This is a genomic window from Verrucomicrobiia bacterium, assembly GCA_035765895.1.
Classification (GTDB): domain Bacteria; phylum Verrucomicrobiota; class Verrucomicrobiia; order Limisphaerales; family DSYF01; genus DSYF01.
On record DASTWL010000012.1, the window covers coordinates 49,824 to 70,746 of the forward strand.

Sequence of the window (20,923 nt, forward strand, 5' to 3'; positions counted from 1 at the left end):
CGTTGCGGGGCAACGGAGGTTGAAGGTTAGGTGACTCGGTTTATTGTTGTTTTTCAGCCTCTCACGAGCACCGCACACGCGGGCTCAGGCGAACGCGGAGAATAGGCGCAAACGCGGCGCTGGCAAGGGGAATCTGGGGGGCGAATCCGCCGCCATTCGCGCAAACCCTTCCCGGCGAGGGAGAACAGGGACGGCTTGTCGGCCAGACAGCCGGGGCGGGACCGAAAAACCCGAGGAGCGGAGCCTCCAGCCCGAAGAAATTTTGCTCCAGGCCCAGGGTTGGAGCCCCCAACTCCGGGAAATTTCTCTCCAGCCTTCGGGGCGGACGCTCCACTCCAAAGGTTTTTCTGGCTGGCCTGCGGGCCGGTCGCGTCAACCCGCGGGCGGACGGGAGACCATCCCGGCTTCCACGCCGGGACGCTTCAGCCCGGCCCGCGTTCCCAGGCACAGCGTTGCCGCGCCGCGGTGGTGCGACCATCGCGGGGATGGGGGCGATGTGGCTTTTGGCAAAAAACTTGGTGACGCCCGGACGGCGGCGTGGTTAAGCTGCGCGCTTTCTTGAGGTCGCCCCCTGATGGAAACCGGCGGCTTTGGCATTGCGATGAAACATCTGCTGAGTCTGGAAAAGATGGCGCGAACGGACATGGAAGCCGTGTTCGCGAGCGTGCCCGCGTTCAAATCCAACCGCCCCAACCACGCCCGCCCGCTGGCCGGCCAGACGTGGGCGATGATTTTCTCGAAATCCTCCACGCGCACCCGCGTGTCCTTCGAGGTGGGCATCCACGAACTCGGCGGCCGGCCGCTCTTTCTCAACGCCGGCGACATCCAACTCGGCCGCGGCGAGCCGGTCAAGGACACCGCCCGCGTGCTGGGCCGCATGGTCCACGGCGTCGTCATCCGCACCTACGCCCAGACCGAGGTCGAGGAACTGGCCGAACTGGGCGGGATTCCCGTCGTCAACGCGTTGACCGACGAGGAACATCCCTGCCAGGTGCTGACCGACATTTATACCATCCAGGAAAAGCTCGGTGGCATTGCCGGCAAAGTCGTCACCTTTGTCGGCGACGGGGCGTGCAACGTGCCGGTGTCATGGATCTGGGCCGCGGCCCGGCTGGGATTTGAACTCCGCATTGCTGCGCCGGCGAATTATCAGCCCGCGCCGGAATTGTTGCAGCGCGCCGGCGCCAACGTGGTCGTGACCGACGACTTGAAGGCCGCCGCCCGTGGAACGGACGTGCTTTACACGGACGTGTGGGTTTCGATGGGCAAGGAAGCCGAGTCCGCGCAGCGGCTGGCCGAGCTGGCGGGCTACCAAATCAACGCCGACCTCGTGAAGCTTGCCCGGCCCGGGGCGCTCGTCATGCACTGCCTGCCGGCGTATCGCGGGAAGGAAATTGACGACGCCACGTTCGAGGCGAATGCGACGACCATCTTCGACCAGGCGGAAAACCGGCTGCACGTGCAGAAGGCCATTCTGAACTGGCTGGTGAGTTAACCCGCAAGACTGGCAGTCCTTTGCGAGCGGCTTGCCAGGAGCGCCGACATTTTGTCGGCTTTTGGCCGCACATGGAGCCGTAGCACGCTGGGGATAAATCGAAGTCAGCGGCAAATATGAGTGTCAAAAGCCGGTCAGAGACCGGCGCTCCGGCCCGTGCCCGGCGTTCACATTCGCGTCCGGAAGGCAGCTGAGCATCCGGCGGACGATATCACCAAATCTCAGTAGCTCGCGTAGCGCCGCAGGTATTTTACCGCCACCGCAAAATCCTTCGGCCAGGGTGATTTGATGGCCACTGTTTCACCGGTGACGGGATGGGGCAGGGTCAATTCCTCCGCGTGGAGCGCCACGCGCGCCATCAAGGGCTTTTCGGTTTCGCCTTCCTTCAGCGTGTAGCGCCGTTTCAAGCGCGACAACTTCAGCGGCGCGCCGTGGTAGAGCGCATCGCCCACGATCGGCAGCCGCACGGAGCGCAGGTGGATGCGAATCTGGTGCGTGCGGCCGGTGACGGGCTCGCAGCGGAGCAGGGTGTGGTTGCGAAACTTTTCCAGCACGGTGAAACGTGTCCGCGACTTTTTGCCGTGCCGCGGGTCAATGCGCATCAGCCCGGGCCGGCCCGGATGCGGGCCGATCTTGGCATCCACTTCAAAGGTGTCTTCGGGCGGCGCGCCGTTGACGAGGGCGACGTAGTGTTTCAGGGGTTTGTTCGACCCGAATTGGTTGGCGAGGGCCACCAGCACCGGCTTGCTTTTCGCGAGCAAGATGATGCCGCTCGTCTCGAAATCGAGCCGGTGGGCGTTGGCGAGGTAACCGCGCTGATGAACAAGCGTCCACGGCTTGCCCTCGGCGATGCCCGCATGCAGCAGCTTCATCAGGTTCGGCCGCTCGCGGTCGTAACGGTCGGGCGACGTCAGCAGCCCGCTCGGCTTGTCCACGGCGAGCAGATGCTCGTCCTCGAACAGGATGGGGATTTCCCAAAACTCCCGCGTGGCGGGGGAAGACAGCTTGATGACGTCACCGATGGGCATGGCGCCGCGGCGGGCGCCGCTCAATTCGCTCCCGTCGGCGAGCCCACCTCGGCCTGTCGCAGCATGGGAATGCCGGCGAGCGCCTGGCTGGCCTCGCGCTGGAACCACGCCTCGAACGCCTCGCTCTCGCGGGCCTGCCGGAGCAGTTTGATGAAGTCGGGCAGATCCTTTTCCAGCTTGGTCTGGTCAATCGGCAGCTTGGCCTGCACGTAAACGACCACGGAACCTTCCATCGTCGGCACCGCGGGGCTGACATGGCCGACGGCCGTGTTGAAGACCACCTGCTTGAATTGTTGCAGGCTGATGTGGTCCTCAACTTCCGGCAGTGACCGGCTGCTCAATGAAAACGGCGGCAACAGGACGGGGCTGGCCTTGGCTTCGGCGCACAGGCTGGTGAACGCCTTGCCTTGCGCGAGTCCGTTGGTGGCCTTGGTTTCGAATTCCGCCGCGGCCCGGCGCGCCGCCTGCAGGGCCTGCGCCAGCTTGAAGTCCTGCTCCACCTGCGTTTTGACGGTGGCAAAGCTCTGCACTTCGCTCGGCAGTTGCTTGTTCCGGGCGATGACGTAAACCGAATCACCGCTGAGCAACGGACCGGCGATGGGTTCGTCTTCCCGCAGGTCAAATGCCGCCTTGGTGAAATTATCCCGGGCATCGAGCCCGGCGGGCACGCTCGAACGGTCAAATGGTGCCGTGACGCTCACTGCCAAACCCTGTTCCTTGGCGCGGGCGGCCAGTGCTTCCGGCTTCACGCCATCCGCGCTGACCAGCGGGTCGGCAAATTCAGAGGCGCGCCGCCGCGCCGCCATGGTGGCAAATTGTTCGTGGATTTCCTCCCGGATGCTGGCCTTGGCATTTTCGGGCGTCATGCCGCTGTAGAAGTTGGTGCCGCGGCGCTGGTATTCCGCGTCAATCATCAGGTCCAGGTTGGTCATCTTGTTCATCTCGAGACCGCCTTCGGCCCAGAAGTTGGTGACCTGGAACTGCACGTAGCTGACCTGCACGCGGTCGGGCAGGCGGTAACGGACCATCTGGTTGGAATAAAACTCCGAGAGCTGGGCCGGCGTGGCCGTGATGCTGGCGAGATAATTCGAGGCGTTGAAGAACACGGCCTGCGCGCTGAGATCCTGGTTTTCGCGCTCGTAAATCGTCCGGGCTTCCTGCGGGCTGACCAGCTTGCCGCTCAGGCCCATGATCGCCACGATTTGCTGGATGCCGAGGTTGTGCCGCAGGAACCGCTCCAAGTCCGCCACGTTCAAGCCGCCCGGCGCCAGAACCTTCTGCTCAAACAACTGCATGCTGGGGCTGCCCGCCTGGCGGGCGAAGCTTTGCAGATAACGGGACGCCTCCTTGGCCACGGCCTCGTCGCTCACGTGCACGCCCAGCTCCTGCATCTTGCGTTCGAGGAAAAGCCGTTGGTAGGCCTGCGAGTTCAGGTTGAAGCCCAGGCGCTCGGCGCTGGCATCGGGCCATTCGCCGCGGGACAGGAAGTATTGCAGTTTGGCCTCCCGGGCGGCGTTCACGAAGTCGTCCTGCGACACCTTCTTGCCGCCGATGACGCCGAAGTCCGCCGCCCCGCCGCCGCGGCCGTTGCCACCGCGATTGCCCGTCCAGACCACCAGCGAAACGGCCATGGCAGCGATAATCACGCCCCACAGGGCGGTTGAATGTTTGCGGAAAGTTCCAAACATAGATTTTTCAGCGAAAATTAAGGCGCGAACCCTAACTGGCTTGTGCCTGACCGGTCAAACGCAAAAGGGCCTGCACCGGGCTGGGAAACGATTCAGGGGGCAGCCGAAAGCCCCAACGAAGGCGGGGCCGGGCATTACGCGGTCGCGGGGGGACGGGCCGGTTGCCGGCGCAGACCGGCCATCACCAGCCGCCCGCCGAACCAGATGCCCACGGCGTCGGCCGCCAAATCCAGCAGGTCGAACGTGCGCGAGCGGAAGAAGACTTGCGAACATTCCTCCAGGGTCACCACCGCCATGATGAGGGTGCTGCCCGACAGGGCCGTCCCGCCAAACAGCCGCAGGGTTCTGCCCCGCCAATGCCCGTTCAACAGGCAGGAAAGCGTCCCGAAGAGCAGAAAATGCCCCAGCTTGTCGCCCGCCGGAATCCGGCCGGCCAGCGCGAACAGCCAGCCACCGCGACCGCTGTCCGCAAGAATAACCAGGCCGGCGAGAAACATGCTGAAAGCAAGCAGGGCAGGTTTGGTGTAACGGGGCGGCATGAGGTTGGGCGGGGTGGCGGTTCAGTGGGATCTCAACTCGGGCGTGCTCCCCTCTCCAAGGTGGACAATCCGGGGCGACGGGTTTCAATGGTGACCGCGCCGCATTGGTCACAATAGTGCGCCGGCAAAACATCTGACTTCTCCTGCACAACATGCTCCCTCCAGCCGTCCGCCTGGAAGGTGAGGTTGGCCAGCGACAGCCCGCCGCCCAGGAACAGCGTGGCCATGCCGCCGCCAATATGAGCCCGGCCCGAGACCATCTCATTGCTGCAATTCGGACATTTCATAACGCGGTTCAAGCATGCGTGAGGTTCAGATCGTCAGCGCGCCGGTTGGTTGATCCATTCGCCTCTGGCGGTTGTTTTGATGCCGAACTCGTTGCCCTCGGAAACATACGCGCGCCAGCAGAATAGTGGCAACGCCCCAAACGACAAACCAGCCGTAAACCGTGCCGCCGATTCCAGTGCCGAGCCGGAAATGCTGGATGCGGCCGAGCAAAGGCGCTTCTGATTCGTAACCGAAGCTGTAGCCATAGTGATTGGGTGGCGGCAGAGTGCCTTGTGCTGCTGCCCGCAAATAGCCAAAGACCTGCTCCACTTGGACGCTCCCGTTGTTTGCGGACGTCAGGCTCGCGCGGTCGAGAATCCAGCCCGCCAGAATCTCCGGGCTCAGCACTCCTGTCGAGCGTGCGGACTCATAACGGAAGTCTGGCAGGCTCAAGGTCGCCTTGCCCTCCGAGTCATTTGAGGAATTATGCCATTCCAGCGTGAGCAGTTTATAGGCGAAATTCGTTGGAAACGTCCAATACCAATGAGTTGCTGTCTGCCCCTCAAACGAGAATGAAAACATCTGGTCGGAACTGACGAAGTTTCCTTGCACCCTGCTATAGTAAATTCCTGTTTTCGCGCCATCATCGCGATGCTGCTTCCGCCAAAGCAGTTGAGCACCAAAACTCCCAACAAGGAGAAATGCCATGGATGCTGCAGAGAACGCGAGGAGCTTGGTCAATGGAAGCAAGCGCATGCAAAGTCCCACATGGTCACGAGTAAAACAAACCAATAACCCACGGTGCCACCAGCAAGGCCGCGCCGATCCCGAATATGACGAGATACGTGAAGCGTAAGCCTCTCGCAAGGTATGCCTTCGAGTGTGTCGGGCAAGCGGTTTTTAAAATCCCGCTCACTTCGATGCGGCGGACGAGTGGCGCGTGAGCGACGCGGATTTGTCGGATGGCGGCAGGATGCAGTGAGCAGCGTTATCCCGAATGATCCGGCCGTTTCCCGGCGGCGACGTTTGCCGGGTTTTGGGGCGACGTGGTGGTCCGCCATTCGTTGAGGCTGCGTTCGTCCTGGTTGGGCGCGGCCGCCAGTTGCAGCGTCTCCATCGCCTCGCCGACCAGGTAGAGCGAGCCGGCCACCACGACGAAGCGCTCGCCGGCCACGCGGCGCAACGCATCGTGGGTGTCGGCAGCGGATTCCACGGCGGCTTGCGGGTTGGCCTGGCGGCAGGCAGCCACGAGCATGTCCGCGCCCATCGTGCGTTCGCTGTTCAACGGCACGCACACGATGCGCCCCGCGCAGGGCGCGAGGATGTCGCACATCAAATGCCAGTCCTTGTCCTCGAGGATGCCCAGGACCAGCGTGGGGCGGGCCGCGGGGAAATGTTCGTCCAGTGCCGCGCGCAGGGCGGTGGCGCCGCCGGGATTGTGCGCGCAATCCAGCAACCAGCGCCGGCCGTCGGGCCGCTCCACCAATTGCAGCCGGCCCGGCCAGCGCACCGTCTGCAATCCGGCGCGCACCGTGTCGTCGGCGACGGGCAGGGTGTCTTGCAGGACGCCGACCGTGGCGAGCGCCACCGCGGCGTTCAACCTTTGATGCCAGCCGAGCAACGGCAGGGGCAGGGTGTCGAGGGGCGGATGTTGCGTGTGCGCCGGCGTGACGAGCGTCAGCGGACTTTGGCGGCGGCGCGCGACATCCTGTATGACGGCGAGGGCCTCGGGTTCATTGGCACCGGTGATGGCGGGCACGTGCGGCTTGATGATGCCCGCCTTCTCCGAGGCAATGCTGCCGAGCGTGTGGCCCAGCCAGCGTTCGTGATCGAATTGAATGTTGGTGATGACGCTGGCGAGCGGCGTGACGATGTTCGTGGCATCCAGCCGTCCGCCCAGGCCGGTTTCCCAGATGACCAGGTCGCAGCGTTGTTCGGCAAAGTAACGCAGCGCCAGCACCACGACGACCTCGAAGAAGGTGGGATGCGCGTCGGCCGGAAACTCCTTCAACAACGGCTGCAACTCGCCCACAAGCCGCACGACGTCCGCCTCGGCAATCGGCCGGCGGTTGACCTGGATGCGTTCGCCGAAGCTGACGAGGTGGGGCGACGTGAACAGGCCCACGCGCCATCCCGCCGTGCGATAAATGCTCTCGAGCATGGCGCACGTGGAGCCCTTGCCGTTGGTGCCGGCCACGTGGATGAACCGCAGCCGTTCGTGCGGCTGGCCGGCGAGCGCGGCCAGCTTGTGCGTGTTCTCCAAGCCGAACTTCGCCCCGAAAAAGCGGAGGCCGTAGAGGTAATCGATGGTTTCGCGATACGTCATCGTCGGTGCGCGCTAAAATGGGTGTCCGGGCGGCGGGCGTCAACGGGTGACCGCCCGGCCGGATCACAGTTCGATTTGCATGCCCAGTTCGACCACGCGGTTGGCCGGCAGGCTGAAGAAGGCCGTGGCCGGCTGTGCGTTGCGCGCCAGAAAGGCAAACAGCCGCTCGCGCCAGATGGCCATGCCGGGCTTGGCCGTGGCGAGGATGGATTCGCGGCTCAGGAAAAACGTGGTGTCCTCCATGTTGATCGGCAATCCCTGGCTGGCGCAGGCGGCGAGAATGCCGGGGACGTTGGGCTTCTCCATGAAGCCCACCCGCACGACGATGCGCCAGAAACCATCCGCCAGCGGCTCCACCTTCACCCGCGTCGCGGCGGGCACGTGCGGCTCGTCGATGGTGACTAGCGTCAGCAGCAGCACCCGCTCGTGCAGCACCTTGTTGTGTTTCAAGTTGTGCAGCAACGCGAGCGGCGTGCCGTTCGGATTGCCGGACATGAAGACCGCCGTGCCCTTGACGCGCTGCGCCCGGCTGCTGCGGATGCCTTCGAGGAAAATTTCAAACGGCAGCAGCGAGGCGGACAGGCTTTCGCCCAGCAACTGGCGGCCGCGCTTCCAGGTGGTCATCACCAGGAACACGGCGCCCGCGGCCACCAGCGGGAACCAGCCGCCGTGCTCGATTTTGACCGAGTTTGCCGCGAAGAACATGAGGTCCAGCATCAGGAACGCCCCGCACAGGGCGCCGGCCTTGGCGCGCGACCACTGCCAGAGCCGGCGCGCCGCAAAGTAAAACAGCAGCGAGGTGATGATCATCGTCAGCGTCACGGCGATGCCGTAGGCGGCGGACAGGTTGCTGGACGTTTCGAAGCCCAGCACCAGCCCGATGCAACAGCACATCAGGATGCCGTTGATCAACGGCATGTAAATCTGCCCGCGCTCCTCCGACGAGGTGTGGCGGATTTCCATGCGCGGCAGATAGCCGAGCTGGATGGCCTGCATGGTGATCGAGAACGCGCCCGAGATGAGCGCCTGCGACGCGATGACGGTGGCCACCGTGCTCAGGGCCACCAGCGGATACAACGCCCAGGACGGGGCCAGCAGGTAGAACGGGTTCTCACTGGCACTGGGCCGTGTCATGAGCAGGGCGCCCTGACCGAAATAATTCAAGAGCAACGCCGGCAGCACGACGGCAAACCAGGTCCGCCGGATGGGCGTGGCGCCGAAGTGGCCGAGGTCCGCATACAGCGCCTCGGCGCCGGTCACGACGAGAAATACGGCGCCCATCACGATGAAGGCTTCCCACTGGTTGGCGAGGATGAACTCCAGCGCGTGCCACGGATTGATGGCGGCGAGCACGCCCGGTGACTGGACAATGCCCTTCAAGCCCAGCAGCGCCAGCGCTCCGAACCAAACCACCATGATCGGGCCGAAAACCTTGCCCACCCGGCCGCTGCCGAATTTCTGCGCGGCAAACAACAGGACCAGCACCAGGATCGTGATGGGAATGATGAAGTGCTCAAACCGGGTGGTGGCCACGTTCAAGCCCTCGATCGCGCTGAGCACCGAGATCGAAGGCGTGATGACGCCGTCGCCGTAAAGCAGCGCGGCGCCAAAGATGCCCAACAACAGCACGGAAGCCCGCGTGCGGTTCTGAATGTGTGTGTCGCCAAACGCGAGGGCCAGCAGCGACAGGATGCCGCCTTCGCCCTTGTTGTCGGCGCGCAGGACGAAGGCCAGGTATTTGACGGACACCACCAACACGAGCGACCAGAAGATCAACGACAGCACGCCCATGATGTTGGCAGGCGTGGGCGCCACGCCGTGGTTTTCGTTGAAGCACTCGCGCAGGGCGTAAAGCGGACTCGTGCCGATGTCGCCATACACCACGCCCAGCGCACCCACCATCAGACCGACCAAATAGCGTCCCTGAGGGGCCTCGCTTTTCATATCCTTAAGATGACTACCGCAGCCGCGCCGGGAAAATCAATTCCCGCGGGTTGATCATGCCGGGGATCACCTCAGCCGCGCGGAGCGCGGTCTTGGCGGATCGCCCTTCCAATGGCCGACGAGGTTAGCTGTCGGGCTGGGCCTTGAAAGTGGCCTGAGCAGCGGTTGCCCGTCGCTCTGCGCCCCGCCCGGCGTGGTTCACACCGGGAATCTGGTTCCCCCGCCTGCAGCTTCAGGAAGGAAGCCGCAGTTAGGCTGCGTGGGTGAAGGTTACCGCAATGGTCGGACGGATGCAAACCCTCGGAAACATTGCCATTCGGGCAACGGCCCTTCACCGGCTGCGCCGAACCGGCCTGAAGGGCATTGTCACTTCAGGCGGCTTCATACCGCTCCAATCAAAAAATTTCGGTGTCGGCACGACGGGCAGAGCATGGTCACTCTGAGCGAACAAATCCGGGCGCCATCACCGCATAGCGGCCCATGACCAAAAACGGCAATCCACTTTCAGCCGCCTTGTTGATTATGGTTTGGAATGCGCCCCCGTCGCCTCAGTTCACCTTCTGGCTCGACCGCTGATACGCCGCGGCGATGAAACCCTTGAACAGCGGATGCGGCTGGTCCGGCTTGCTCATAAATTCCGGATGGAACTGGCACGCGATGTAGAATGGATGGCCCGGGATTTCGATGATCTCGACCAGCTTGCCGTCGGGCGACGTGCCGCTGAAGACAAAACCGGCCTTGGTGAACTTGTCGCGGTAGTGGTTGTTGAACTCGTAACGGTGCCGGTGGCGTTCCTTGATGACGAATGCGCCGTAAAGCCGGGCCGCGAGCGTGTCCATGCCGAGCTGGCACGGCTGCGCGCCGAGCCGCATCGTGCCGCCCTTCTTCGTCACTTTGAGCTGGGTGTCGAGCAGTGCGATCACCGGATGCGGCGTGGCGGGGTCAAACTCCGCCGAATGCGCCTTCTCCAGCTTGAGCACGTGGCGCGCGAATTCAATGGTGGCGATCTGCATGCCGAGGCACAGCCCGAGATAGGGCACGTTGTTTTCGCGCGCGTATTTGGCCGCGAGAATTTTGCCCTCAATGCCGCGGTCGCCAAAGCCGCCCGGCACCAGCACGCCACCCAGGCCCTTCAACTGAGATTCTGCGCCGTGCCGCTCGATCTCCTCCGCATCCACGCGCACCAGTTCCACGCCGCAATCGTTGCCGATGCCGCCGTGGATGACCGCTTCGTAAACCGATTTGTAGGCGTCTTGAAGCCCGATGTATTTGCCCACCACGCCGATGCGAACGCGGTTTTGCGGTGCGATGAGTTTGCGGATGATTTCCTGCCAGTGCGTCATGTTCGCCGCGGGACGTTCCAGCCGCAACTGGTCGCACACCAGCTGGTCCACGCGTTCGCGTTGCAGCATCAGCGGCATTTCATAAATGCTGTGGTCCACGTCCTTCGCCTCGATCACCGCCTCGAAGGGCACGTTGCAAAACAGCGAGATTTTCTGGCGCAATTCCTTGTCCAGCGGCTTTTCGCAGCGGCACGCGATGATGTTCGGGAAGATGCCGATTTCGCGCAGCTTGGCGACCGATTGCTGCGTGGGCTTGGTCTTGAGTTCGCCGGCGGCCTTGATGAACGGCACGTAGGTGACGTGGATGAACATCGCGTTGTGCGGGCCCTGTTCCAGGGCAAATTCGCGGATCGCCTCCAGGAACGGCAGTCCTTCAATGTCGCCCGTCGTGCCGCCGATTTCGGTGATCAGCACGTCCGCCTTCGATTCCGCCGCCACATCGAGGATGCGCTGCTGGATTTCGTCCGTGACGTGCGGGATGACCTGCACCGTCTTGCCGAGGTAATCGCCGCGGCGCTCCTTCTCGATCACGTTCAGGTAAACGCGGCCGCTGGTCAGATTGTTCAGCTTGGTGAGCTGCGTATGGGTGAACCGCTCGTAATGCCCGAGGTCGAGGTCGGTTTCGGTGCCGTCGTCGAGCACATAGACTTCGCCGTGCTGAAACGGGCTCATCGTGCCCGGATCCACGTTCAGGTAGGGGTCGAATTTTTGCAGGGCGACCTTGAGACCGCGGTTTTCGAGCAGCGTGCCCAGGGCCGCCGCCGTCAAACCCTTGCCCAGGGAACTGACCACGCCGCCGGTGACGAAGATGTATTTCATGGAAAAATTCAACGGGGACGGCTTGCACACCGTCCCCGGGCCTATGTTGTAACCGAAACCGGCGTCCGGCTTCAAGCTTGGGCTGCGAGCCGTGCCTCCACGCGCGCCACGTCCGCCGGGACGTCCACGCCGATGCTTTCGTAATTCACTTTCACCACGCCGATGGCGATGCCGTTCTCGAGGGCGCGAAGCTGCTCCAGCTTTTCGGCATTTTCGAGCGGCGAAACCGGGAACTGCACCAGCCGCAGCAGCGTGTCCCGCCGGTAGCCGTAAATGCCGAGGTGCTTCAGGAACTGAAACGCTGCCAGTTGCTCGGCCGCCGGACGGGCAGCAGCGTCGCGCAGGAAGGGAATCGTGCGGCGCGAGAAATACAGCGCGCGGCCATTGGCGCCAACAACCACTTTGACCACGTTGGGATTGTCGTATTCCGCGACGTCGCAGATAACGGCGGCAGCCGTGGACATTTCGTTGCCGGTCAGCGTGCCGGCCACGGCGTCAATCACCGCCGGGTCCATCAACGGCTCGTCGCCCTGCACATTCACCACGGCATCGCATTCGCAGCGCGTCGCGACTTCCGCGATGCGGTCCGAGCCGCTCGCATGATCCGCCCGCGTCATCTCCACGCGACAAAACTGCCGCGCACACGCCGCAATGCGCTCGTCATCCGTGGCCACGATGACATCCGCCAGCGACTTCGCCTTGCGGCATTGCTCGACGACGCGCTGGATGAGCGGCCGGCCGGCGATGGGATGCAGTGGCTTGCCGGGAAAGCGCGTGCTGGCGTAACGGGCGGGAATGATGCCGAGAATGTTCACGGGGCAAGTTTAGCCACGGATGAATCGCGGATGAAACACGGAAAGTGAAGCGGTGTTCAATTCGTGTTTGATCCGTGGCCGAGAATCTGCCGCGCCGCCGCGGCCAGATCATCCACCACCCACGCGTTGGTCAGCGCTTCCGGCGACTTCTGCTCCACCTTCGTCCCGTAACCGGTGCGGACGAGGATGGAGCGCTTCACGCCGGCGTTCCAGCCGCACTCCAGGTCAATCAGCTTGTCGCCGATCATGTAGCTGCGGGCGAGGTCCACGCCCAGTTCATCCCGCGCATCGAAGAGGAATTGTGGGTTCGGCTTGCGGCCGTAGCTCGGCTGGTCCGGCGCCTCGGGGGCGAAGTAAATCTTCTCGATCCGCACGCCGTCGGCGGCGAGCAGTTCGAGGAGCCGTGCGTTGACGCGGTGCAGGTCGTCCACGGTGTAATAGCCGCGGCCGATGCCGGACTGGTTGGTGACGATGACGAGCTTGAAACCGGCGTCCAGCAGGCGCCGCAGGGCCGCGCCGGCGCCGGGAAACACCACCACGCCTTCGGGGTGCGAGAGGTATTGCCTCTCTTCGATGAGCGTTCCGTCGCGGTCGAGAAAAATGGCGGCCTGCATGGCGGCAGGATTCTGAGGGCGGAAGCCAGCATGGCAACGACGAAATCCGATGACGGAGCGGGATCGCGATGTTTCGTGTTGGGCGCGTTTGCGGGAGCGATGTAATTTCGCCAGGTGCCTAATTTCTCGCTTTGCCACCCCTTCCGGGCTGTGGCTAACCTTGCGCCATGCTTTCCAAGGTGTGTTCCGCTGCTGTGAACGGAATCGAGGCGTATCCGGTGGAGGTCGAGGTCAACGCGGGCTGGGGTGACACGTTGATCGTGGTGGTCGGCCTGCCGGACGCCGCCGTGAAGGAATCCAAGGACCGGGTGACCACCGCGCTAGCCAATTCCGGCTACAAATTTCCCATGGGGCGCACCACCATCAACCTGGCCCCCGCCGACGTGAAGAAGGAGGGGCCGAGCTTCGACCTGCCCATCGCCATCGGGATGCTGGCCGCCTCGGAGCAGATTGAAACCGATCAACTGGATAATTTCATCATCGTCGGCGAACTCGCGTTGACCGGCGCCGTGCGGCCCGTGAAGGGCGTGCTGCCCATCGCGTTGCGCGCCAAACAGGCCGGGATGGTCGGCGTGCTGGTGCCCGCGGAGAATGCGCCCGAAGCCGCTGCCGTGGCCGGGTTGAATGTCATCCCCGTCCAGAACCTCCGCGAAGCCGCGCAGTTCCTCGAAGGCCAGATTCGCATCGCGCCAACCAAGGTGGACATGGCAAAGGTTTTTGCCGACGCAGCGCACGAGGAGGACGTGGACTTTGCCGAAGTGAAGGGGCAGGAGTCCGTGAAACGCGCGTTGGAAATCGCGGCGGCTGGCGGGCACAACATCCTGTTGATCGGTCCGCCGGGCACGGGCAAATCCATGCTCGCCAAACGGCTCGCGACCATTCTGCCGCCGCTGACCCTTGAGGAAGCCCTCGAAACGACCAAAATCCACAGCATCGTCGGCCTGCTCGCGCCGGGGCAGGCGCTCGTGACGCGCCGGCCTTTTCGTGCGCCGCATCACACGGCCAGCGACGCCGGTTTGCTGGGTGGCAATATCAATCCCACGCCGGGCGAAATTTCGCTGGCGCACAACGGCGTGCTCTTCCTCGACGAACTGCCCGAATTTAAACGCAGCGTGCTGGAAACCATGCGCCAGCCGCTGGAGGAAGGCCGGGTCACCATTTCACGGGCCGCCGGCTCGATGACCTTCCCCGCCGAATTCATGCTGGTGGCGGCGATGAATCCGACACCGGACGGCAAAATGCCGCACGAGAGCAAGTCGTCGCCGCGGGAAATTCAAAATTACCTGGGCCGCGTTTCCGGACCGCTGCTGGACCGCGTGGATCTGCACATCGAAGTGCCGCCGGTGAAGTTTCGGGAAATGAGCGGCGAGGCCAACGGCGAAAGTTCCGCGCAGATTCGGGAACGCGTGGTGGCCGCGCGGTCGCGGCAGCAGCAGCGATTTGCCCGGCAGCCCAAAATCACCAGCAACGCCCGCATGGGCCCGCGCGAGCTGAAACAGCATTGTGCGCTGAACGACGAGGCGCGGCAGCTCCTGCAAATGGCGATGACCGACATGAACCTCAGCGCACGGGCCTACGACCGCATCTTGAAAGTGGCCCGCACGATTGCGGATTTGGCCGCGGCGGAAAACATCGCACCGGAACATCTGTCCGAGGCCATCCAATATCGTTCCCTCGACCGGCAAATCTGGGGCTGACGGCGGGCGGTGCAACTGTCCGATTGCCAGCCGCCCGAAATCACGCGAAGGTGGACGGCATGGCGTTTTCCGATCGCAGTCCCAATCGTCTGGCCGGCGAAAAGTCACCGTATCTGTTGCAGCACGCGCACAATCCCGTGGATTGGTTTCCGTGGGGGGATGAAGCCTTTGCCCGGGCGCGCGCCGAACGCAAACCCATCTTCCTCAGCATCGGTTACTCGACGTGTCATTGGTGCCATGTGATGGAGCGCGAGTCGTTCGAAAGCGAAGCCGTCGCCCGCGCGCTCAATCAGGATTTCATCAGCATCAAGGTGGACCGCGAAGAGCGACCGGACGTGGACAAGATCTACATGACATTCGTTCAGGCCACGACGGGCGCGGGCGGCTGGCCGATGAGCGTTTTTCTGACGCCGGATTTGCAGCCGTTTTACGGCGGCACTTATTTTCCGCCGGCGCCGCGTTACGGCCGGCCCGGCTTTCTGCAACTGGTGGAACGCATTGCCGAACTCTGGCGGGAACGGGCGGATGAAATGGCACAGAACGCCGCGCGGGTGCACGAACAACTGGCTGCCGCCACGGCCGCGCCGGCCGTGGATTTGAACGCCGCGCTGAATCCCGAATGGCTGCGCGAAGCGGGCGTGGCATTCAAGGAACAATATGATCCGCAGCACGGCGGTTTCGGCCGCGCGCCGAAGTTCCCCCAACCCGCCATCCCGCAGTTTCTGCTGCGCTACGCGCACCGCTTCGGTGACGACGCGGCGAAACGCATGGTGCTGCACACGTGCGACGCCATGGCCGCCGGCGGCATCCATGATCAGCTGGGCGGCGGGTTCGCGCGTTACTCGGTCGATGCCGAATGGCTGGTGCCGCACTTTGAAAAGATGCTGTATGACAACGCGCAACTGGCGCAGCTCTATCTGGACGCCTGGCTGGTCAGCGGCGAGGAGCGGCACGCCGGCGTGGTGCGCGACATTCTCGGCTACGTGTTGCGGGACATGACGCATCCCGAGGGCGGCTTTTACTCGGCGGAGGATGCCGACAGCGAAGGGCACGAAGGAAAATTTTACTGTTGGACGCGGGCGGAATTGTCACGCCTGCTGACGGTCGAAGAGTTCAACGTGGCGGTCCGCCATTTTGGCGTCACGGAGGCGGGCAACTTTGTGGATCACAGCCATCCGCTTCCGCTGCCGGGGCAGAACGTGCTGAGCATCGCCGATCCCGATGTGCCGGCGGCGGACGCGCCGTTGCTGGCGGCGGCACGGGCAAAAATGATCGCCGCCCGCGCCCAACGGGTCCGGCCGCTGCGGGACGACAAGGTGCTCGCCTCGTGGAATGGCTTGATGCTGGGTGCCTTTGCGCGGGCCTACGCGGTGCTCGGGGAAGAAACCTACCGCGTGGCGGCGGCCCGGAACCTCGCGTTCCTGCGGGACAAGTTATGGGATGAAACCACGCAGACCCTTTACCATCGCTGGCGGGACGGCGCGCGGGATTCCGTGCAGTTGCTCGATGCCTACGCTTTTTTGCTCGACGGTGTGCTGGAGTTTTACCGTGCCACACTCGCGCCCGACCTGCTGGCGTTCGCCGTGCAACTGGCGGAAGCCTTGCTGCGGCGGTTCCATGACGCGGAACACGGCGGTTTCTGGCAGAGCGCTGCTGACGCAACGGATCTGATTCTGCGCGTGAAGGACGATCATGACGGCGCGGAGCCGGCCGGGAATTCGGTGGCGACGCTGGCCCTGTTGAAGCTGGCGGCCATCACGGACCGGGCGGATTTCCGGGACGCCGCGGCCCAAACACTTCGGGCGGCGGCGCCGAAATTGCAGCAAATGCCGCAGGTGGTTCCTTGTTTGTTGCAGGCGTTTGATTTTTGGGTCAACGAACCCAAACGGCTGGTCATTGCCGGGGAACCGGGCGCGGCGGCGGTCGCACGCCTGTTGCGGGCGGCCGGTTCGGTTTACGGACCCAGCACGTTGGTCCTGGGCAACCGCGGACCGGTCGATGCGTTCACGCGGTCATTGCCCGGCCGCGGGGCGGCCACTGCCTACGTGTGCATTGGTCAAACTTGCAAAACCCCGACGGACGATCCGGAGATGGTGCGGGCGTGGCTGCGCGACGGCGTTTGATTTGCAAACAAAATCGACCCGAACTGGGACACTCGGACGGTGAACGGCTGCACGGTTGCGGCCGCGGGTGGTGGCACGGGTTCTGCGATGAGCAATTCAGCCTGCGAAAACCACCCTTATGAAATTCACCTTCGTCATTGGCGAAACCGAGAAGCACCACATCGAATATAGTTTCAACCAGCTCGCCGGCCGGCTGGTCGTCAAAGTCAACGAACAGCCCATCCGCCGTTCCGTCCGCCTGTTCAACGAGCCCACGTTTGAAGTGCATGACTTCACGGTGGGCGAACAGGAACGGCACCAGGTCCGCATCGAAAAGCAGCGCAAACAGCTGTTCGGTCATCGCAACCGCATCTTCGTGGACAACCGGCTCTACAAGGTGCTGGAAGCCAATTGACGGCAAGCCGCGCCTCGACTTCGCCCCGGCGCGTGCTAGCGTGCCCGCGTGAAATGGCTTTGGTTTGGCTTGCTCGCCGTGTTGACGGCGGGGCGTTGTGGTGCGGAACCCGTCGGTCGGGAGCGCGCTGTCACCAGCGCTTCGGTGCCCGCGATTTCGGCCACGAACGATCCCGTCGAACTGGCTTACGAGAAGCTGATGACCGACGACGATGCGGCGCTGAAGGAGATTGATGGCTGGATTCAGGAAAACCGCACGTTTGCGGAGCAGGGCGCGGGCGTGCCGAATGACGAATTGAACCGGCGCATCATGACGCGGCTGGCGCCGATTCGGAAGGCTTACGAGGATTTTCTCCAGCAACATCCCAACCACAGCCGGGCCCGGCTCGCCTACGCCAGTTTCCTCGAAGACATCCACCAGGAAGACGCGGCTCTGGCGCAGATGCTCAAGGCGAAGGAGGTGGATCCCAAAAACCCGGCGGTGTGGAACAACCTGGCGAATTACTACGGGCATTACAGTCCGGTGACGAACGCCTTTGCGCATTACGAGAAGGCCATCGAACTCGACCCGAAGGAGCCGGTTTACTATCACAATTTCGGGACCACGGTGTTTCTCTTCCGCAAGGATGCCATGGCGTATTACGGCATCAACGAGCAGCAGGTCTTCGACAAGGCGCTGATGCTTTATTCCAACGCCCTGAGCCTCGACCCGACGAACTTCCTGCTCGCGACAGACATTGCGATGACCTACTACGGCATCAAGCCGCCCCGCTCCGAGGCTGCGCTGGCGGCGTGGAATTACGCGCTGAAACTGGCAGACGGCAGCCTGGCGCGTGAGGGTGTGTTCATTCACCTGGCGCGGACGGAATTGAACGCGGGCCGTTACGCCGCGGCGCGGCGCCATCTTGATGCGGTCACCCATCCCGAACTGGCCGAATTGCGGGATCGCGTGCGCCGCAACGTGGACGAGAAAGAACGGGAAGCCGCCGGGGCGACGAATCTTCCGGCGGCGGACGTCAAATCCGCGGCGGTCTCGGTCGGCGCCACCAACGCGCCGGCGCCGTGATTCGCCATTGGCGCCCGCATCGTTTCTCGCCGCTGGCTTGCGTGCGCGCCGCGCTGTGACGGCAAATGCGTTCTCGCAATCTGCGATTGGCGCCGTGCGATTTCCTTGCAGCCTGCAACGTTTCCTGCCCCCGCCCGGGCTTCACTTCTTCATGAAACGCCGGATTTTCCACGGTTGTCGCGGGTTGCAACATTTTCCGTGACGCTGGCACGCTCCTTGCCAAGGGAGGCGGCGGAACCCGTGGCGGCAGTGTTTTTAACCTCGCCGTGCGGCTCCTGAATGGCTGGCGTGCGTCGGGGTGAGTTTTGTTTTGCGGCGGGTTCCGATTCGCGGGAGAGCTGAACCCGTCCCGGTCGAGATGGCCGGGCGGGCAGCCCGGGGATCAAGACAGCGCCACGTTCCGGAGCCGGGCGGCGTCATGGAAAGTTTGAGTGTTGAACAAGCGATTGTTGATGCGTGGCGGAATGCGGGCGATGGGCTGGTTGGGGTTGATACTGCTGGTGGCCGGCCTCGGCCCGGCGGCCCGGGCGGAACGAACCATTCAACTGGCGTGGGACGCCAGTGCCAGTCCGGACGTGGCCGGCTACTTCGTGTATTCACTGGAGGAAAACGCGCTGGTGCCGACCCGGCTGGATGCGGGGGCGGGCACGCAGGTGACGGTGACCGGACTGAAGGAAGGGTTGCGCTACGATTTTACCGTCACCGCCTACGATGCGAGCGGGCTCGAAAGCCTGCCGTCCAACCGCGCCACCTTCACGGTGCCCGTGCCCCTGAAAATTCTGCCGCCCGCGGCGGGTTCCCGCTTGATGCGCCTGCAATTTCCCGTGGCGCCGGCGCACTGGTATGAACTGCAGGTGTCCACGGATTTGAACTCGTGGAGCACCGTGTGGCAAACCGGGCTCGCGACCAGTTATAGTTGGACGGAGTTTCAAGATCCCCAGAGCGCCGGCGCGAGCAGCCGGTTTTACCGGTTGCAAATTCACTGAGCGGTTTTGCGCGGCGCAAAACCGGCTGGCGGCCCTGGCTTCAGCGCCGGGCCGCGGGCGAAGCCAGCACTTCCAGCGCGCGCAGGCTGGCGGCAGTGCGTGTCTCGACGGCGAGCTTCGCGAAGATTTCGAGCACGTGCTTCTTAACGGTTGATTCGCTGTTGCCCAGGATGACGGCGATTTCCGCGTTGGTCTTGCCCTGGGTCAACCACAGCAACGTCTCCGCAGCTCGCGGCGTGAGCCCGAGTGATTCTTCCAGCGGCCTGGCGGAGTCAAAGTTGGGCCTGAATGCGGCGGTGCCCTGGTGTGTTGCACGTGCGAGGCGCGAGTGGATGGCCGCAAGCAATTCCGCCTTGGCCACGGGCTTGGTCAGGTAATCGTCGGCGCCCAGGTTCATGCCGGCGCGGACGTCCGGGCGCTCGCCTTTGGCCGTGAGAAAAATGAACGGAACGGCTGCCGTGGCCGCCTCGGTCCGCAGCGCGGTGAGGACGCCGTAACCGTCGAGCTCCGGCATCATCACGTCGCACAGAATCAGATCGGGCTGTTCCTGCCGTGCGAGCGCCACGCCCACGACGCCGTTCTCGGCGGCCAGCGGCTGAAATTGTTCGAGCCGCAACACCGTGGTCAGGTTGCGGCGCATTTCCGGTTCGTCTTCGATGACGAGGATTTTCTTCATGGCATCAGACGGGAACTCGTGCCGATCCGCTTGTCCCGGTGGAATCGCGAGCGGGCCCGGAGCTGTCCCCACGTGGTGATATTGTCCTCCAGCCGCGGGCCGCGCGCACTGGACCTTTCGGTCCATTGTTCCTTCCACGGGTTGGCCGTATTCACTGCGGCATGACAAACGAACTGTTCAAAGTCCGCCGCACGCCGGTGGCGCTGGCCCTGGTGCGCGCGCAAAACCGGCGGCGGCTGCCCGCCGGGCTGGTTTCGTTCACGGTGCCGCCCCGGTCACGGGCCGCCCGCCCGTTGCACGCGGCGCGACTCGCCGCGGAGCTCGCGGCGTGGCAGGCGAGCGGCGGTGATGCGTGGCGCAAATCCGCGGCCGAGTGATTTCCGAATCTTGTTAAAAATCCAAACCTCAAAGCCAAACAACCTCATCCCATGAAACCCATTCAACTCATCGTGCTGGCCGGACTTGTGGCCGTCTCCTCGCTGCTCCTGTTCGGCGCCAGCCAGCCCCAGCCCTCGGCCGCCGTTACGGAGGCGCGCGTGGCCCGGGGCAAATACCTCGTGCAATACGGCGGCTGCAATGACTGCCACACGCCGCTCAAGATGACCGACCAGGGGCCCGTGCCGGATTTCAGCCGCATGCTTTCGGGCCATCCGGAAGGCACCAAGCTGCCGCCGCCGGAGTTGAAGCAAGGTCCATGGTTCGCCGCGACGGCGGGCATGACCGCGTGGGCCGGACCGTGGGGCATCAGTTATGCCGCCAACCTCACGCCGGACAAGAATACCGGGCTGGGCATCTGGACGGAGGCGATGTTTGTGAAGGCGATGCGCACCGGCAAACACATGGGCGACGGGCGCGGAATCCTGCCGCCCATGCCGTGGCGCGCCGTGGCCGGTTTGAGCGATGACGACATCAAGGCCGTGTTTGCCTACCTGCGAACCATTCCGGCGATCACCAATCACGTGCCGCATCCCATCGGACCGCACGACGAAGTCACCTTCGAGTGAACCGCCGCCGGGACGTTTAAAATCCTTCAACCCCGTCGTGTATCCGGCCCGCGCGCCGGAGGCCGGCGGGGTTCTGCTTTGGCGGGTCGGGAGCTGGAGA

Annotated in this window: 19 protein-coding genes and 1 riboswitch; of the genes, 8 read left to right on the forward strand and 11 right to left on the reverse strand. The window is 63.7% G+C overall.

Features of this window, described 5'->3' with window-relative positions; all coding sequences use genetic code 11:
- Window positions 1–601 precede the first annotated feature (601 nt).
- Complete coding sequence (argF, locus tag VFV96_02620) at window positions 602–1,495, forward strand: ornithine carbamoyltransferase (protein HEU5069287.1); 894 nt, start codon at window positions 602–604, stop codon at window positions 1,493–1,495.
- Between the two features lie 221 nt (window positions 1,496–1,716).
- On the opposite strand, the gene VFV96_02625 is transcribed toward argF, so the two are convergent.
- The 10 genes from VFV96_02625 to VFV96_02670 all read right to left on the reverse strand — a co-directional run bounded on the left by VFV96_02625 (window position 1,717) and on the right by VFV96_02670 (window position 12,878).
- Window positions 1,717–2,523 carry an RluA family pseudouridine synthase gene (locus VFV96_02625; protein ID HEU5069288.1) on the reverse strand — a complete coding sequence of 269 codons (807 nt, stop codon included), beginning with the start codon at window positions 2,521–2,523 and terminating at the stop codon, window positions 1,717–1,719.
- Window positions 2,524–2,543: 20 nt separating this feature from the next.
- Window positions 2,544–4,211, reverse strand: coding sequence for a SurA N-terminal domain-containing protein (locus VFV96_02630; GenBank protein ID HEU5069289.1), 1,668 nt, complete (start codon window positions 4,209–4,211; stop codon window positions 2,544–2,546).
- A gap of 134 nt (window positions 4,212–4,345) precedes the next feature.
- A complete protein-coding gene (locus VFV96_02635) occupies window positions 4,346–4,750 on the reverse strand; it encodes a VanZ family protein (GenBank protein HEU5069290.1) in 405 nt (134 codons plus the stop codon).
- Window positions 4,751–4,782: 32 nt separating this feature from the next.
- The gene (locus VFV96_02640) at window positions 4,783–4,977 is read right to left on the reverse strand and encodes a hypothetical protein (protein HEU5069291.1); all 195 of its coding nucleotides are present in this window, start codon (window positions 4,975–4,977) and stop codon (window positions 4,783–4,785) included.
- A gap of 85 nt (window positions 4,978–5,062) precedes the next feature.
- On the reverse strand, window positions 5,063–5,758 hold the full coding sequence (locus VFV96_02645; protein HEU5069292.1) for a hypothetical protein: 696 nt from the start codon (window positions 5,756–5,758) through the stop codon (window positions 5,063–5,065).
- Between the two features lie 247 nt (window positions 5,759–6,005).
- Window positions 6,006–7,343 carry a folylpolyglutamate synthase/dihydrofolate synthase family protein gene (locus VFV96_02650; protein HEU5069293.1) on the reverse strand — a complete coding sequence of 446 codons (1,338 nt, stop codon included), beginning with the start codon at window positions 7,341–7,343 and terminating at the stop codon, window positions 6,006–6,008.
- A 63-nt stretch (window positions 7,344–7,406) separates the two neighbouring features.
- Window positions 7,407–9,287, reverse strand: coding sequence for a potassium transporter Kup (locus tag VFV96_02655; GenBank protein ID HEU5069294.1), 1,881 nt, complete (start codon window positions 9,285–9,287; stop codon window positions 7,407–7,409).
- A 99-nt stretch (window positions 9,288–9,386) separates the two neighbouring features.
- Window positions 9,387–9,554: riboswitch (cyclic di-AMP (ydaO/yuaA leader) on the reverse strand.
- A gap of 281 nt (window positions 9,555–9,835) precedes the next feature.
- The gene (locus VFV96_02660; GenBank protein HEU5069295.1) at window positions 9,836–11,449 is read right to left on the reverse strand and encodes a CTP synthase; all 1,614 of its coding nucleotides are present in this window, start codon (window positions 11,447–11,449) and stop codon (window positions 9,836–9,838) included.
- Between the two features lie 71 nt (window positions 11,450–11,520).
- Window positions 11,521–12,264, reverse strand: coding sequence for a 3-deoxy-manno-octulosonate cytidylyltransferase (gene kdsB, locus VFV96_02665; GenBank protein HEU5069296.1), 744 nt, complete (start codon window positions 12,262–12,264; stop codon window positions 11,521–11,523).
- Between the two features lie 56 nt (window positions 12,265–12,320).
- Window positions 12,321–12,878, reverse strand: a complete 558-nt coding sequence (locus VFV96_02670; protein ID HEU5069297.1) for an HAD family hydrolase — start codon at window positions 12,876–12,878, stop codon at window positions 12,321–12,323.
- Window positions 12,879–13,045: 167 nt separating this feature from the next.
- On the opposite strand from VFV96_02670, the gene VFV96_02675 reads away from it, so the two are divergent.
- From VFV96_02675 to VFV96_02695, 5 genes are all read left to right on the forward strand, one after another.
- On the forward strand, window positions 13,046–14,575 hold the full coding sequence (locus VFV96_02675; protein ID HEU5069298.1) for a YifB family Mg chelatase-like AAA ATPase: 1,530 nt from the start codon (window positions 13,046–13,048) through the stop codon (window positions 14,573–14,575).
- A gap of 59 nt (window positions 14,576–14,634) precedes the next feature.
- Entirely contained in the window at window positions 14,635–16,698 is a 2,064-nt protein-coding gene (locus VFV96_02680; GenBank protein HEU5069299.1) for a thioredoxin domain-containing protein, read from the forward strand.
- Between the two features lie 118 nt (window positions 16,699–16,816).
- A complete protein-coding gene (locus tag VFV96_02685; GenBank protein ID HEU5069300.1) occupies window positions 16,817–17,092 on the forward strand; it encodes a hypothetical protein in 276 nt (91 codons plus the stop codon).
- Between the two features lie 48 nt (window positions 17,093–17,140).
- The gene (locus VFV96_02690; protein HEU5069301.1) at window positions 17,141–18,157 is read left to right on the forward strand and encodes a hypothetical protein; all 1,017 of its coding nucleotides are present in this window, start codon (window positions 17,141–17,143) and stop codon (window positions 18,155–18,157) included.
- Window positions 18,158–18,591: 434 nt separating this feature from the next.
- Entirely contained in the window at window positions 18,592–19,143 is a 552-nt protein-coding gene (locus VFV96_02695; GenBank protein HEU5069302.1) for a fibronectin type III domain-containing protein, read from the forward strand.
- Window positions 19,144–19,183: 40 nt separating this feature from the next.
- Here VFV96_02695 and VFV96_02700 read toward each other — a convergent pair whose 3' ends face one another.
- Window positions 19,184–19,819, reverse strand: a complete 636-nt coding sequence (locus tag VFV96_02700; protein HEU5069303.1) for a response regulator transcription factor — start codon at window positions 19,817–19,819, stop codon at window positions 19,184–19,186.
- Between the two features lie 161 nt (window positions 19,820–19,980).
- On the opposite strand from VFV96_02700, the gene VFV96_02705 reads away from it, so the two are divergent.
- Window positions 19,981–20,196, forward strand: a complete 216-nt coding sequence (locus VFV96_02705) for a hypothetical protein (protein ID HEU5069304.1) — start codon at window positions 19,981–19,983, stop codon at window positions 20,194–20,196.
- Between the two features lie 51 nt (window positions 20,197–20,247).
- Window positions 20,248–20,823, forward strand: coding sequence for a diheme cytochrome c-553 (locus VFV96_02710; protein HEU5069305.1), 576 nt, complete (start codon window positions 20,248–20,250; stop codon window positions 20,821–20,823).
- Window positions 20,824–20,923 lie beyond the last annotated feature (100 nt).

What these genes read in the sequence shown, in the direction of transcription:
- argF (HEU5069287.1), top strand. Translation starts at nt 602, where the DNA reads ATGAAACATCTGCTGAGTCTGGAAAAGATGGCGCGAACGGACATGGAA.
- VFV96_02625 (HEU5069288.1), bottom strand. Translation starts at nt 2,523, where the DNA reads ATGCCCATCGGTGACGTCATCAAGCTGTCTTCCCCCGCCACGCGGGAG.
- VFV96_02630 (HEU5069289.1), bottom strand. Translation starts at nt 4,211, where the DNA reads ATGTTTGGAACTTTCCGCAAACATTCAACCGCCCTGTGGGGCGTGATT.
- VFV96_02635 (HEU5069290.1), bottom strand. Translation starts at nt 4,750, where the DNA reads ATGCCGCCCCGTTACACCAAACCTGCCCTGCTTGCTTTCAGCATGTTT.
- VFV96_02640 (HEU5069291.1), bottom strand. Translation starts at nt 4,977, where the DNA reads ATGGCCACGCTGTTCCTGGGCGGCGGGCTGTCGCTGGCCAACCTCACC.
- VFV96_02650 (HEU5069293.1), bottom strand. Translation starts at nt 7,343, where the DNA reads ATGACGTATCGCGAAACCATCGATTACCTCTACGGCCTCCGCTTTTTC.
- VFV96_02655 (HEU5069294.1), bottom strand. Translation starts at nt 9,287, where the DNA reads ATGAAAAGCGAGGCCCCTCAGGGACGCTATTTGGTCGGTCTGATGGTG.
- VFV96_02660 (HEU5069295.1), bottom strand. Translation starts at nt 11,449, where the DNA reads ATGAAATACATCTTCGTCACCGGCGGCGTGGTCAGTTCCCTGGGCAAG.
- VFV96_02670 (HEU5069297.1), bottom strand. Translation starts at nt 12,878, where the DNA reads ATGCAGGCCGCCATTTTTCTCGACCGCGACGGAACGCTCATCGAAGAG.
- VFV96_02675 (HEU5069298.1), top strand. Translation starts at nt 13,046, where the DNA reads ATGCTTTCCAAGGTGTGTTCCGCTGCTGTGAACGGAATCGAGGCGTAT.
- VFV96_02680 (HEU5069299.1), top strand. Translation starts at nt 14,635, where the DNA reads ATGGCGTTTTCCGATCGCAGTCCCAATCGTCTGGCCGGCGAAAAGTCA.
- VFV96_02685 (HEU5069300.1), top strand. Translation starts at nt 16,817, where the DNA reads ATGAAATTCACCTTCGTCATTGGCGAAACCGAGAAGCACCACATCGAA.
- VFV96_02700 (HEU5069303.1), bottom strand. Translation starts at nt 19,819, where the DNA reads ATGAAGAAAATCCTCGTCATCGAAGACGAACCGGAAATGCGCCGCAAC.
- VFV96_02705 (HEU5069304.1), top strand. Translation starts at nt 19,981, where the DNA reads ATGACAAACGAACTGTTCAAAGTCCGCCGCACGCCGGTGGCGCTGGCC.
- VFV96_02710 (HEU5069305.1), top strand. Translation starts at nt 20,248, where the DNA reads ATGAAACCCATTCAACTCATCGTGCTGGCCGGACTTGTGGCCGTCTCC.